The sequence below is a fragment of the Clostridium fermenticellae genome (genome assembly GCF_003600355.1).
GTDB classification, from domain to species: Bacteria; Bacillota; Clostridia; order Clostridiales; family Clostridiaceae; genus Clostridium_AV; species Clostridium_AV fermenticellae.
Genome location: NZ_CP032416.1, coordinates 215,416 through 229,638, shown reverse-complemented (window position 1 = coordinate 229,638; position 14,223 = coordinate 215,416). Strand labels below are relative to the sequence as shown.

The window sequence follows — 14,223 nt, the reverse complement described above, 5'->3', positions numbered from 1 at the left end:
TAATTCTATAACTATGTAAAATTATTCTAGTTATTCTATAAAGATAAAAAATTTTCACAAAAAATAAAAATGGCTCCGCGAAAAGGATTCGAACCTTCAACCCTTCGGTTAACAGCCGAATGCTCCACCGTTGAGCTATCGCGGAACAATATAAGTTTTTATACCTGGCGGTGACCTACTCTCCCGCAGGGCTGCCCCTGAAGTACCATCGGCACAATAAAGCTTAACCTACCTGTTCGGTATGGGAAGGAGTGTTACCTTTATGTAATAACCACCAGATTGCTGATTGCGGAGGTTTATAAATAAACCCCGGCTAATTGAGATTGTTCTCTCAAAACTGCACAGTAAAGATAGAAGAAATTGATTAAGAAAAGTAACTGGTCAAGCCCTCGACCTATTAGTATCAGTCAGCTGAACATATCGCTATGCTTACACCTCTGACCTATCAACCTTGTGTTCTTCAAGGGGTCTTACTAGCTTACGCTATGGGAAATCTAATCTTGAGGTGGGCTTCACGCTTAGATGCTTTCAGCGTTTATCCCGTCCCGACATAGCTACCCAGCCGTGCTCCTGGCGGAACAACTGGTACACCAGAGGTCAGTCCATCCCGGTCCTCTCGTACTAAGGACAGCTCCTCTCAAATTTCCTGCGCCCGCAGCGGATAGGGACCGAACTGTCTCACGACGTTCTGAACCCAGCTCGCGTGCCGCTTTAATGGGCGAACGGCCCAACCCTTGGGACCTACTTCAGCCCCAGGATGCGACGAGCCGACATCGAGGTGCCAAACCTCCCCGTCGATGTGGACTCTTGGGGGAGATCAGCCTGTTATCCCCGAGGTAGCTTTTATCCGTTGAGCGATGGCCCTCCCACGAGGTACCACCGGATCACTAAGCCCGACTTTCGTCCCTGCTCCACCTGTATGTGTCGCAGTCAGGCTCCCTTCTGCCTTTGCACTCTGCGAACGATTTCTAACCGTTCTGAGGGAACCTTTGGGCGCCTCCGTTACATTTTAGGAGGCGACCGCCCCAGTCAAACTGCCCGCCTAACAATGTCCCGTGACCAGATAAATGGCCTCCGGTTAGAATTCCAGTACTGTCAGGGTGGTATCCCAAGGGTGACTCCACCAGGGCTGACGCCCGGGTATCTAAGTCTCCCACCTATCCTGTACAGACAATACCGGAACTCAATGTTAAGCTGCAGTAAAGCTCTACGGGGTCTTTCCGTCCAACTGCGGGTAGCAAGCATCTTCACTTGCACTACAATTTCGCCGGATTTGCTGTTGAGACAGTGCTCAAATCATTACGCCATTCGTGCGGGTCGGAACTTACCCGACAAGGAATTTCGCTACCTTAGGACCGTTATAGTTACGGCCGCCGTTTACTGGGGCTTAAGTTCATACCTTCGCCATACGGCTTAGTATTCCCCTTAACCTTCCAGCACCGGGCAGGCGTCAGCCCCTATACATCAGCTTACGCTTTAGCAGAGACCTGTGTTTTTGCTAAACAGTTGCTTGAGCCTATTCTCTGCGGCCATCAATAAAGATGGCACCCCTTATCCCTAAGTTACGGGGTCAATTTGCCTAGTTCCTTAACAGCAATTCTTCCGATGGTCTTAGGATTTTCTCCTCACCTACCTGTGTCGGTTTGCGGTACGGGCACCGGTTTACTCCATAGAGACTTTTCTTGGCAGCGTGGAACCGGATACTTCTCTCTTAAAAAGAGATCCCTGTAACACCTTAACTAATCCCGGTGGATTTACCTTCCGGGCACGTCTGAGTGCTTAGACACACATCCAATAGTGTGCACATCCTATCCTCCTGCGTCATCCCATCTGTCAAACGTAAACTGGCGGTATTGGAATATCAACCAATTGTCCATCACCTACGCCTTTCGGCCTCGGCTTAGGTCCCGACTAACCCTGGGAGGACGAGCCTTCCCCAGGAAACCTCAGGTTTTCGACCAATAAGATTCTCACTTATTTCTCGCTACTTATGCCAGCATACTCACTCCTGTACGGTCCACCGCTCCTTACGGTACGGCTTCAATCCATACAGGAAGCTCCTCTACCACTCTTACGAGTCCATAGCTTCGGTGGTAAGTTTTAGCCCCGGACATTTTCGGCGCAGGATCTCTCGACTAGTGAGCTATTACGCACTCTTTAAATGAGTGGCTGCTTCTAAGCCAACATCCTAGTTGTCTTAGAAATCCCACATCCTTTACCACTTAACTTACACTTTGGGACCTTAGCTGATGATCTGGGCTGTTTCCCTTTTGACCACGGATCTTATCATTCGCAGTCTGACTGCCGGGATACAAGTAAATGGCATTCGGAGTTTGATAAGGTTCAGTAACTTTTTAAAGCCCCTAGCCTATTCAGTGCTCTACCTCCATTACTCAGTCCCGACGCTAGCCCTAAAGCTATTTCGAGGAGAACCAGCTATCTCCGGGTTCGATTGGAATTTCTCCGCTATCCACAGCTCATCCCATGGTTTTTCAACACCAACGCGGTTCGGACCTCCACGGAATTTTACTTCCGCTTCATCCTGTCCATGGATAGGTCACCCGGTTTCGGGTCTACAGCATGCAACTGGTCGCCCTATTCAGACTCGGTTTCCCTCCGGCTCCGTACCATAAGTACTTAACCTTGCTACATACCGTAACTCGCTGGCTCGTTCTACAAAAAGCACGTCGTCGCACTTAAATGTGCTTCGACCGGTTGTGGACACACGGTTTCAGGTTCTATTTCACTCCCCTTCCGGGGTTCTTTTCACCTTTCCCTCACGGTACTGCTTCACTATCGGTCACCAGGTAGTATTTAGCCTTGGGAGGTGGTCCTCCCAGCTTCCCACAAGGTTTCACGTGTCTCGTGGTACTCTGGAATAGATCTAACTAAAATTCTTTTTTACTTACAGGGCTTTTACCTTCTGTGGCGGAGCCTTCCAGCTCTCTTCAATTAAAGAATAAAAGTAATTGTGATCTACCCGCAACCCCAGGAACAAGTTCCTGGTTTGGGCTCATTCTCTTTCGCTCGCCGCTACTAAAGAAATCGATATTTCTTTCTCTTCCTCCGGGTACTTAGATGTTTCAGTTCCCCGGGTGTGTCTCTATAAACCTATGAATTCAGTTTACAGTACATGACGTTAGTCATGCGGGTTGCCCCATTCGGAAATCTACGGATCACAGGCTATTTGCGCCTACCCGGAGCTTATCGCAGCTTATCGCGTCCTTCTTCGACTCCTGGTGCCATGGCATTCACCATGCGCCCTTTGTAGCTTGACCTTTTAAGTAAAAATTGCTATAAACTCCGTATCTTTCTGTCAAATGTTTCGCCCGGATACTCACTTACATAAGTAAGCTCCACCCTTTGCACGACATTTTCCTCAAGCTACCCGTTTCTATCAATTTTTACCGGTTAATTAATAATAATATATGTTAATATATATCAAATAATTAAGAATCTTTAATCAATTTTACAAAGTAATAACTTTACTTTAACTTTCTTCTCTGTGCAGTTTTCAAAGAACAAATGGTGGGCTTAAATGGACTCGAACCATCGACCTCACGCTTATCAGGCGTGCGCTCTAACCAGCTGAGCTATAAGCCCACATGGTGGAGATAAAGAGACTCGAACTCTTGACCCTCTGCGTGCAAGGCAGATGCTCTCCCAACTGAGCTATACCCCCATATATTAGAATTGTGAACAATATAAATCAAACAGATAAATATAAACCGATCTTTAAGATAGAGTTACCTATCTTACGACTCCTTAGAAAGGAGGTGATCCAGCCGCAGGTTCTCCTACGGCTACCTTGTTACGACTTCACCCCAATTATTAACCCCACCTTCGGCCGCTGGTTCCTTACGGTTACCCCACGGACTTCGGGTGTTGCCAACTCTCATGGTGTGACGGGCGGTGTGTACAAGGCCCGGGAACGCATTCACCGCGACATTCTGATTCGCGATTACTAGCAACTCCAGCTTCATGCAGGCGGGTTTCAGCCTGCAATCCGAACTGAGGTGAATTTTAAAGTTTGGCTCACCCTTGCGGGTTTGCATCTCTCTGTATTCACCATTGTAGCACGTGTGTAGCCCTAGACATAAGGGGCATGATGATTTGACGTCATCCCCACCTTCCTCCCGGTTGACCCGGGCAGTCTCACTAGAGTGCTCAACTTAATGGTAGCAACTAATGATAGGGGTTGCGCTCGTTGCAGGACTTAACCTAACATCTCACGACACGAGCTGACGACAACCATGCACCACCTGTCTCCCTGCCCCGGAGGGCTTCCCTAATTACAGGTAATTCAGGGGATGTCAAGTCTAGGTAAGGTTCTTCGCGTTGCTTCGAATTAAACCACATGCTCCGCTGCTTGTGCGGGCCCCCGTCAATTCCTTTGAGTTTTAATCTTGCGATCGTACTTCCCAGGCGGAGTACTTATTGCGTTTACTGCGGCACAGAAGGGGTCGATACCTCCTACACCTAGTACTCATCGTTTACGGCGTGGACTACCAGGGTATCTAATCCTGTTTGCTACCCACGCTTTCGTGCCTCAGCGTCAGTTACAGTCCAGAAAGCCGCCTTCGCCACTGGTGTTCTTCCTAATCTCTACGCATTTCACCGCTACACTAGGAATTCCGCTTTCCTCTCCTGCACTCCAGATATCCAGTTTGAAATGCAGTCCCCGGGTTAAGCCCGGGGTTTTCACATCCCACTTAAATATCCGCCTACGCACCCTTTACGCCCAGTAAATCCGGACAACGCTCGCCACCTACGTATTACCGCGGCTGCTGGCACGTAGTTAGCCGTGGCTTCCTCCTTTGGTACCGTCATTATCGTCCCAAAAGACAGGGCTTTACAATCCGAAAACCTTCATCACCCACGCGGCGTTGCTGCATCAGGCTTCCGCCCATTGTGCAATATTCCCCACTGCTGCCTCCCGTAGGAGTCTGGACCGTCTCTCAGTTCCAATGTGGCCGATCACCCTCTCAGGTCGGCTACGCATCGTCGCCTTGGTGAGCCATTACCTCACCAACTAACTAATGCGGCGCGGGCCCATCTCAAAGTGGATTACTCCTTTGGTTGCTTTACTATGCAGTAAAACAACATTATGCGGTATTAATCTCCCTTTCGGGAGGCTATCCCCCTCTTTGAGGCAGGTTGCCCACGTGTTACTCACCCGTCCGCCGCTAGATCCATCCCCGAAGGGATTTCTCTCGCTCGACTTGCATGTGTTAAGCACGCCGCCAGCGTTCGTCCTGAGCCAGGATCAAACTCTCAATTTAATTTCTTATATAAAACTCTTATTCAGAGTTTTGAGTTCAACTTAAGCTCATTTACTTTACTTTTAAGCTGCCAAAACAGCTTTCAAAAGAATTGCTGGTTTATTTTTTACTCTTCTCTGTTTGATTTTCAAGGTTCACTAACATTTACAACGATTAATATAATACCATACTAAGTTTATACTGTCAAGAAAACATTTTAGACAAAATAGAACTTCACATATTATTTTTTAGTATAAAAAAGATGAGGAAAGTAAATTTTCCTCATCTTTTATGGTGGAGATAAAGAGACTCGAACTCTTGACCCTCTGCGTGCAAGGCAGATGCTCTCCCAACTGAGCTATACCCCCATATTTGGTGGACCTTCAGGGATTCGAACCCCGGACCGACCGGTTATGAGCCGGTTGCTCTAACCAACTGAGCTAAAGATCCATACTAATCCGGCAACGACTTGCTCTTCCACAAAGTCTCCTCTGAAGTACCATAAGCACAATAAAGCTTAACCTACCTGTTCGATATGGGAAGGAGTGTTACCTTTATGTAATAATCACCAGATATATGTCACAATGTAGTCTATCTATAAAACCCGATTGGCTACAATTAAGAATTATACTAGCGTAATATTACTTTGTCAATAGTTTTTTATATTTTTAGTCATATTTAGTTTCTAAGTATATCATACCAAATTAATGAGCTTCATTATATTTTCAACAGCCTTTTCTATATTGTTCTGCCCATCTTTTAATACATCAGATAAAGTTGTTATTCCTCTTACTATACTAAAGTTGAATTAATTCCTTCATTAGAATAGTAAAATTAAAATACAAATTTACGAGATATCATAAGAGAAACTATTAAATAATACTTTAAAACAGATTTCAGCTATAATTTACCCTTATATTATAGTTGAAATTTACTTATTATCTCTGTTATTTTGATTATAGACAAAACTTTAATCAGAATAACAAGGAGGCAATTTTATGAAACTATTCATAGATACGGCAAATGTAGAAGAAATAAAAGAAGCTAATGACATGGGGATTATTTGTGGTGTTACTACGAATCCTTCATTAATAGCAAAAGAAGGACGCGATTTTAATGAGGTAATAAAAGAAATCACTTCTATTGTTGATGGTCCTATAAGTGGAGAAGTTATAGCTTCAGATGCAGATGGAATGATAAAGGAAGGCAGAAAAATAGCAAAGATTCATAAAAATATGGTCGTAAAGATACCTATGACTGAGGAAGGGTTAAAAGCTGTAAAAGTTTTATCAAAAGAAGGTATACAGACAAATGTAACACTTATCTTTTCAGCTGGTCAAGCACTATTGGCTGCTAGAGCGGGGGCTTCTTATGTTAGCCCATTTCTTGGAAGACTTGATGATATATCTGATAATTCCATGGATCTAATATCTTCGATATGTACTATATTTAAAGTTCATGAAATAAAAACTCAAATAATAGCAGCAAGTATACGTAATCCTATGCATGTCGTTAATGCTGCCATTTATGGTGCACATATTGCTACTGTACCTTATAAAATCATAAAACAATTAATCAAACATCCTTTAACTGATCAAGGAATAGAGAAATTTATGAAAGACTGGAAGGAAGCTTTTAATAAATAATTTCCGTACAAAAGTCTCTCAATTTTGAATTAACATAAAACATACTAAAAATTCCCAAATAGCAACTATTTGGGAATTTTCTTATTCTATAAAGATAAAAAATTTTCACAAAAAATAAAAATGGCTCCGCGAAAAGGATTCGAACCTTCAACCCTTCGGTTAACAGCCGAATGCTCCACCGTTGAGCTATCGCGGAACAATATAAGTTTTATACCTGGCGGTGACCTACTCTCCCGCAGGGCTGCCCCTGAAGTACCATCGGCACAATAAAGCTTAACCTACCTGTTCGGTATGGGAAGGAGTGTTACCTTTATGTAATAACCACCAGATTACTGATTGCTTCTAAATCTTTGATTTAGATAAATATGCATTGACTAAAACTCTAATAAAATTTATACTAACCGGAGGTTTATAAATAAATCCCGGCTAATTGAGATTGTTCTCTCAAAACTGCACAGTAAAGATAGAAGAAATTGATTAAGAAAAGTAATTGGTCAAGCCCTCGACCTATTAGTATCAGTCAGCTGAACATATCGCTATGCTTACACCTCTGACCTATCAACCTTGTGTTCTTCAAGGGGTCTTACTAGCTTACGCTATGGGAAATCTAATCTTGAGGTGGGCTTCACGCTTAGATGCTTTCAGCGTTTATCCCGTCCCGACATAGCTACCCAGCCGTGCTCCTGGCGGAACAACTGGTACACCAGAGGTCAGTCCATCCCGGTCCTCTCGTACTAAGGACAGCTCCTCTCAAATTTCCTGCGCCCGCAGCGGATAGGGACCGAACTGTCTCACGACGTTCTGAACCCAGCTCGCGTGCCGCTTTAATGGGCGAACGGCCCAACCCTTGGGACCTACTTCAGCCCCAGGATGCGACGAGCCGACATCGAGGTGCCAAACCTCCCCGTCGATGTGGACTCTTGGGGGAGATCAGCCTGTTATCCCCGAGGTAGCTTTTATCCGTTGAGCGATGGCCCTCCCACGAGGTACCACCGGATCACTAAGCCCGACTTTCGTCCCTGCTCCACCTGTATGTGTCGCAGTCAGGCTCCCTTCTGCCTTTGCACTCTGCGAACGATTTCTAACCGTTCTGAGGGAACCTTTGGGCGCCTCCGTTACATTTTAGGAGGCGACCGCCCCAGTCAAACTGCCCGCCTAACAATGTCCCGTGACCAGATAAATGGCCTCCGGTTAGAATTCCAGTACTGTCAGGGTGGTATCCCAAGGGTGACTCCACCAGGGCTGACGCCCGGGTATCTAAGTCTCCCACCTATCCTGTACAGACAATACCGAAACTCAATGCTAAGCTGCAGTAAAGCTCTACGGGGTCTTTCCGTCCAACTGCGGGTAGCAAGCATCTTCACTTGCACTACAATTTCGCCGGATTTGCTGTTGAGACAGTGCTCAAATCATTACGCCATTCGTGCGGGTCGGAACTTACCCGACAAGGAATTTCGCTACCTTAGGACCGTTATAGTTACGGCCGCCGTTTACTGGGGCTTAAGTTCATACCTTCGCCATACGGCTTAGTATTCCCCTTAACCTTCCAGCACCGGGCAGGCGTCAGCCCCTATACATCAGCTTACGCTTTAGCAGAGACCTGTGTTTTTGCTAAACAGTTGCTTGAGCCTATTCTCTGCGGCCATCAATAAAGATGGCACCCCTTATCCCTAAGTTACGGGGTCAATTTGCCTAGTTCCTTAACAGCAATTCTTCCGATGGTCTTAGGATTTTCTCCTCACCTACCTGTGTCGGTTTGCGGTACGGGCACCGGTTTACTCCATAGAGACTTTTCTTGGCAGCGTGGAACCGGATACTTCTCTCTTAAAAAGAGATCCCTGTAACACCTTAACTAATCCCGGTGGATTTACCTTCCGGGCACGTCTAAGTGCTTAGACACACATCCAATAGTGTGCACATCCTATCCTCCTGCGTCATCCCATCTGTCAAACGCAAACTGGCGGTATTGGAATATCAACCAATTGTCCATCACCTACGCCTTTCGGCCTCGGCTTAGGTCCCGACTAACCCTGGGAGGACGAGCCTTCCCCAGGAAACCTCAGGTTTTCGACCAATAAGATTCTCACTTATTTCTCGCTACTTATGCCAGCATACTCACTCCTGTACGGTCCACCGCTCCTTACGGTACGGCTTCAATCCATACAGGAAGCTCCTCTACCACTCTTACGAGTCCATAGCTTCGGTGGTAAGTTTTAGCCCCGGACATTTTCGGCGCAGGATCTCTCGACTAGTGAGCTATTACGCACTCTTTAAATGAGTGGCTGCTTCTAAGCCAACATCCTAGTTGTCTTAGAAATCCCACATCCTTTACCACTTAACTTACACTTTGGGACCTTAGCTGATGATCTGGGCTGTTTCCCTTTTGACCACGGATCTTATCATTCGCAGTCTGACTGCCGGGATACAAGTAAATGGCATTCGGAGTTTGATAAGGTTCAGTAACTTTTTAAAGCCCCTAGCCTATTCAGTGCTCTACCTCCATTACTCAGTCCCGACGCTAGCCCTAAAGCTATTTCGAGGAGAACCAGCTATCTCCGGGTTCGATTGGAATTTCTCCGCTATCCACAGCTCATCCCATGGTTTTTCAACACCAACGCGGTTCGGACCTCCACGGAATTTTACTTCCGCTTCATCCTGTCCATGGATAGGTCACCCGGTTTCGGGTCTACAGCATGCAACTAGTCGCCCTATTCAGACTCGGTTTCCCTCCGGCTCCGTACCATAAGTACTTAACCTTGCTACATACCGTAACTCGCTGGCTCGTTCTACAAAAAGCACGTCGTCGCACTTAAATGTGCTTCGACCGGTTGTGGACACACGGTTTCAGGTTCTATTTCACTCCCCTTCCGGGGTTCTTTTCACCTTTCCCTCACGGTACTGCTTCACTATCGGTCACCAGGTAGTATTTAGCCTTGGGAGGTGGTCCTCCCAGCTTCCCACAAGGTTTCACGTGTCTCGTGGTACTCTGGAATAGATCTAACTAAAATTCTTTTTTACTTACAGGGCTTTTACCTTCTGTGGCAGAGCCTTCCAGCTCTCTTCAATTAAAGAATAAAAGTAATTGTGATCTATCCACAACCCCAGGAACAAGTTCCTGGTTTGGGCTCATTCTCTTTCGCTCGCCGCTACTAAAGAAATCGATATTTCTTTCTCTTCCTCCGGGTACTTAGATGTTTCAGTTCCCCGGGTGTGTCTCTATAAACCTATGAATTCAGTTTACAGTACATGACGTTAGTCATGTGGGTTGCCCCATTCGGAAATCTACGGATCACAGGCTATTTGCGCCTACCCGAAGCTTATCGCAGCTTATCGCGTCCTTCTTCGACTCCTGGTGCCATGGCATTCACCATGCGCCCTTTGTAGCTTGACCTTTTAAGTAAAAATTGCTATAAACTCCGTATCTTTCTGTCAAATGTTTCGCTCAGACACTCACTTACCTAAGTAAGCTCCGCTCTTCGCCCGACATTTTCCGCAAGCTACCCGTCTCTATCAATTTTTACTGGTTAATTAATAATAATATACATTAATATATATCAAATAATTAAGAATCTTTAATCAATTTTACAAAGTAATAACTTTACTTTAACTTTCTTCTCTGTGCAGTTTTCAAAGAACAATATGAGAATGATGACAGATAACATCTGCTATCTGTTAAAAACCTTATAGATTTAAGCCTACGGCCCGGTGTAATTTTAACGCCAAACTACATTTAGCTAAATTACCCGTTAAAAACCGTTCAGGTTTTTAACCCCTCAAAATCAAACAGAGTAAGTATAAACCGGTCTTTAAGATAGAGTTACCTATCTTACGACTCCTTAGAAAGGAGGTGATCCAGCCGCAGGTTCTCCTACGGCTACCTTGTTACGACTTCACCCCAATTATTAACCCCACCTTCGGCCGCTGGTTCCTTACGGTTACCCCACGGACTTCGGGTGTTGCCAACTCTCATGGTGTGACGGGCGGTGTGTACAAGGCCCGGGAACGCATTCACCGCGACATTCTGATTCGCGATTACTAGCAACTCCAGCTTCATGCAGGCGGGTTTCAGCCTGCAATCCGAACTGAGGTGAATTTTAAAGTTTGGCTCACCCTTGCGGGTTTGCATCTCTCTGTATTCACCATTGTAGCACGTGTGTAGCCCTAGACATAAGGGGCATGATGATTTGACGTCATCCCCACCTTCCTCCCGGTTGACCCGGGCAGTCTCACTAGAGTGCTCAACTTAATGGTAGCAACTAATGATAGGGGTTGCGCTCGTTGCAGGACTTAACCTAACATCTCACGACACGAGCTGACGACAACCATGCACCACCTGTCTCCCTGCCCCGGAGGGCTTCCCTAATTACAGGTAATTCAGGGGATGTCAAGTCTAGGTAAGGTTCTTCGCGTTGCTTCGAATTAAACCACATGCTCCGCTGCTTGTGCGGGCCCCCGTCAATTCCTTTGAGTTTTAATCTTGCGATCGTACTTCCCAGGCGGAGTACTTATTGCGTTTACTGCGGCACAGAAGGGGTCGATACCTCCTACACCTAGTACTCATCGTTTACGGCGTGGACTACCAGGGTATCTAATCCTGTTTGCTACCCACGCTTTCGTGCCTCAGCGTCAGTTACAGTCCAGAAAGCCGCCTTCGCCACTGGTGTTCTTCCTAATCTCTACGCATTTCACCGCTACACTAGGAATTCCGCTTTCCTCTCCTGCACTCCAGATATCCAGTTTGAAATGCAGTCCCCGGGTTAAGCCCGGGGTTTTCACATCCCACTTAAATATCCGCCTACGCACCCTTTACGCCCAGTAAATCCGGACAACGCTCGCCACCTACGTATTACCGCGGCTGCTGGCACGTAGTTAGCCGTGGCTTCCTCCTTTGGTACCGTCATTATCGTCCCAAAAGACAGGGCTTTACAATCCGAAAACCTTCATCACCCACGCGGCGTTGCTGCATCAGGCTTCCGCCCATTGTGCAATATTCCCCACTGCTGCCTCCCGTAGGAGTCTGGACCGTCTCTCAGTTCCAATGTGGCCGATCACCCTCTCAGGTCGGCTACGCATCGTCGCCTTGGTGAGCCATTACCTCACCAACTAACTAATGCGGCGCGGGCCCATCTCAAAGTGGATTACTCCTTTGGTTGCTTTACTATGCAGTAAAACAACATTATGCGGTATTAATCTCCCTTTCGGGAGGCTATCCCCCTCTTTGAGGCAGGTTGCCCACGTGTTACTCACCCGTCCGCCGCTAGATCCATCCCCGAAGGGATTTCTCTCGCTCGACTTGCATGTGTTAAGCACGCCGCCAGCGTTCGTCCTGAGCCAGGATCAAACTCTCAATTTAATTTCTTATATAAAACTCTTATTCAGAGTTTTGAGTTCAACTTAAGCTCATTTACTTTACTTTCAAGCTGTTAAAACAGCTTTCAAAAGAATTGCTGGTTTATTTTTACTCTTCTCTGTTTGATTTTCAAGGTTCATCGCCGCTTCATCCAAGCGACTTATATATCTTACCATGTACTCTCTAAACTGTCAAGAAATTTTTTAAATTTTTTTAATTATTTTAACTTTCATTATATACAACTAAAAATTATTCTAAAAACTTTTCCTGACCACCACTTGAGCTTCCCTCAAGCGACATTAAATATGTTATCATCTTTTATTAACTTATGAGCATTTCAAACATATTATTAACTAAAATTATATATATTATTCTTTAATTCTCTATTAATACCTAATTTTTTTACATATTGACACTCCATGTTGAGTTTACGATATATTTATCAAAAATATAGGGCTAATTTAAAAATCAGCCCTAAAAATAATATAGAAATTTTACTTATAAATCCTTATTTTCATTATCAATTAATCCAAATGATTAACTATATCTTTAAATTTATTTCCCCTAACCTCAAAGTTTGGAAATAAATCAAAACTTGCACAAGCAGGTGATAATGTAACTATATCCCCACCTTTGGCACTTTGTCTCGCCTTTAAAACAGCATCCTCAAAATCATCAGCCATTAAAATAGGTAGTTTGATTTTTTTATCTTCAATAACTTTCTCAAAACTGGCCTTTATCTTATTCTTAGTATTTCCGACTAAAACCAAGGTCTTTATATACTCATATCCTTTTTCCGCCAAAGGTTCGAATGGTATATTCTTGTCATATCCACCTGCAATTAAAATTACCGGTCTGTCAAATGCAACTAACCCAGCTAGTGTTCTAGTAGGACTCGAAGCAATCGAATCATTATAATACTTTACTCCATCTAGTTCTCTAACAAATTCACATCTATGTTCTACTCCAGCAAATGAAGCAGCTACTTTTTTCATAGTTGCAATATCAACATCTTCATTTACAGCACAAAATGCCGCCAATAAATTTTCAACGTTGTGCATACCCTTTAATTTTATATCTTTTAGTTCACAAACTTCTTTATTATTTATATACAACTTCTCACTTTCAAAATAAGCACCATAATCAATCTTTTGCCTTATGCTGAACTTCATTAATCTTCCTTTTGCTTCATCAGTCATGGAATTTGTAATTTTATTATCCTTATTCAAAATAAGTAAATCATTCTTTTTTTGATATTTGAATATATTCTTTTTAGCATTAATATATTCATCCATATTTTTATGCATATCTAAATGATTAGGGCTCAGATTTGTTACAATTGAAACTTCCGGTGATACATTCATTGTCATTAATTGAAAACTTGACAATTCAAGTACTACTTTATCATCTCTACTTATTTGTTCTATTTTACTAAATAAAGGTGTTCCTATATTTCCCCCTACCCACGTTTTGTATCCCTGCTCTTTTAAAATATTATATATCAAAGTTGTTGTAGTTGTTTTTCCATCACTACCTGTAACTCCATATATTTTAGCAGGACAATACCTTATAAACTCCTCCATTTCGGAAGTTATATACGCACCTGATCTCTTTGCCTCTTGAAGTTCCGGCATATCTATTCTCATAGAAGGTGTTTTAAATATCACTTCAAAATCCTTTAATTTTTCCAAATATCTGTTGCCTAAAACTAGATTAACACCTTTTTTACTAAGTTCTTCCGCCGTTTTTCCTAATTGTTCTTTATTTTTTTTATCAAATGCACTGACATCTGCACCTAGATTTAATAATAAATCTATCAAGGGTTTATTACTAATTCCTATACCAACTACAGCTACCTTTTTTCCTTTTACAAACTTTTTAAAATCCATAAAGCTATCCTTCATTATATAAGCCCTCCAAGACATTAATATTCATTAAATTTACTATTTAATTATACCACTTTGTA

At 44.0% G+C, this 14,223-nt stretch carries 2 protein-coding genes, 6 tRNA genes and 7 rRNA genes; 1 reads left to right on the top strand and 14 read right to left on the bottom strand.

Annotated features, from left to right (window positions below):
* Positions 1-70: 70 nt before the first annotated feature.
* The 9 genes from D4Z93_RS01125 to rrf (D4Z93_RS01085) all read right to left on the bottom strand — a co-directional run bounded on the left by D4Z93_RS01125 (position 71) and on the right by rrf (D4Z93_RS01085) (position 5,834).
* Positions 71-145 (bottom strand) — tRNA-Asn (locus D4Z93_RS01125).
* A gap of 17 nt (positions 146-162) precedes the next feature.
* A 5S ribosomal RNA gene (gene rrf, locus D4Z93_RS01120) occupies positions 163-279 on the bottom strand.
* A 98-nt stretch (positions 280-377) separates the two neighbouring features.
* Positions 378-3,278 (bottom strand): 23S ribosomal RNA (locus tag D4Z93_RS01115).
* 248 nt (positions 3,279-3,526) lie between these two features.
* Positions 3,527-3,603, bottom strand: a tRNA-Ile gene (locus tag D4Z93_RS01110).
* A gap of 3 nt (positions 3,604-3,606) precedes the next feature.
* Positions 3,607-3,682 (bottom strand) — tRNA-Ala (locus D4Z93_RS01105).
* Positions 3,683-3,769: 87 nt separating this feature from the next.
* Positions 3,770-5,282: ribosomal RNA gene (locus D4Z93_RS01100) — 16S ribosomal RNA — on the bottom strand.
* A 271-nt stretch (positions 5,283-5,553) separates the two neighbouring features.
* A tRNA-Ala gene (locus tag D4Z93_RS01095) sits at positions 5,554-5,629 on the bottom strand.
* 5 nt (positions 5,630-5,634) lie between these two features.
* Positions 5,635-5,711, bottom strand: a tRNA-Ile gene (locus D4Z93_RS01090).
* Between the two features lie 6 nt (positions 5,712-5,717).
* Positions 5,718-5,834 (bottom strand): 5S ribosomal RNA (gene rrf, locus D4Z93_RS01085).
* A 425-nt stretch (positions 5,835-6,259) separates the two neighbouring features.
* Here rrf (D4Z93_RS01085) and fsa point away from each other — a divergent pair.
* A complete protein-coding gene (gene fsa / locus D4Z93_RS01080; RefSeq protein WP_119969930.1) occupies positions 6,260-6,907 on the top strand; it encodes a fructose-6-phosphate aldolase in 648 nt (215 codons plus the stop codon).
* Between the two features lie 121 nt (positions 6,908-7,028).
* Here the strand turns inward: fsa and D4Z93_RS01075 are convergent.
* The 5 genes from D4Z93_RS01075 to murD all read right to left on the bottom strand — a co-directional run bounded on the left by D4Z93_RS01075 (position 7,029) and on the right by murD (position 14,161).
* A tRNA-Asn gene (locus tag D4Z93_RS01075) sits at positions 7,029-7,103 on the bottom strand.
* A 16-nt stretch (positions 7,104-7,119) separates the two neighbouring features.
* Positions 7,120-7,236, bottom strand: a 5S ribosomal RNA gene (gene rrf / locus D4Z93_RS01070).
* Positions 7,237-7,397: 161 nt separating this feature from the next.
* Positions 7,398-10,298 (bottom strand): 23S ribosomal RNA (locus tag D4Z93_RS01065).
* 449 nt (positions 10,299-10,747) lie between these two features.
* Positions 10,748-12,260: ribosomal RNA gene (locus D4Z93_RS01060) — 16S ribosomal RNA — on the bottom strand.
* Together the 16S, 23S and 5S rRNA genes with 6 tRNA genes alongside form the textbook arrangement of a ribosomal RNA operon.
* A gap of 521 nt (positions 12,261-12,781) precedes the next feature.
* The gene (murD, locus tag D4Z93_RS01055) at positions 12,782-14,161 is read right to left on the bottom strand and encodes a UDP-N-acetylmuramoyl-L-alanine--D-glutamate ligase (RefSeq protein ID WP_119969929.1); all 1,380 of its coding nucleotides are present in this window, start codon (positions 14,159-14,161) and stop codon (positions 12,782-12,784) included.
* Positions 14,162-14,223 lie beyond the last annotated feature (62 nt).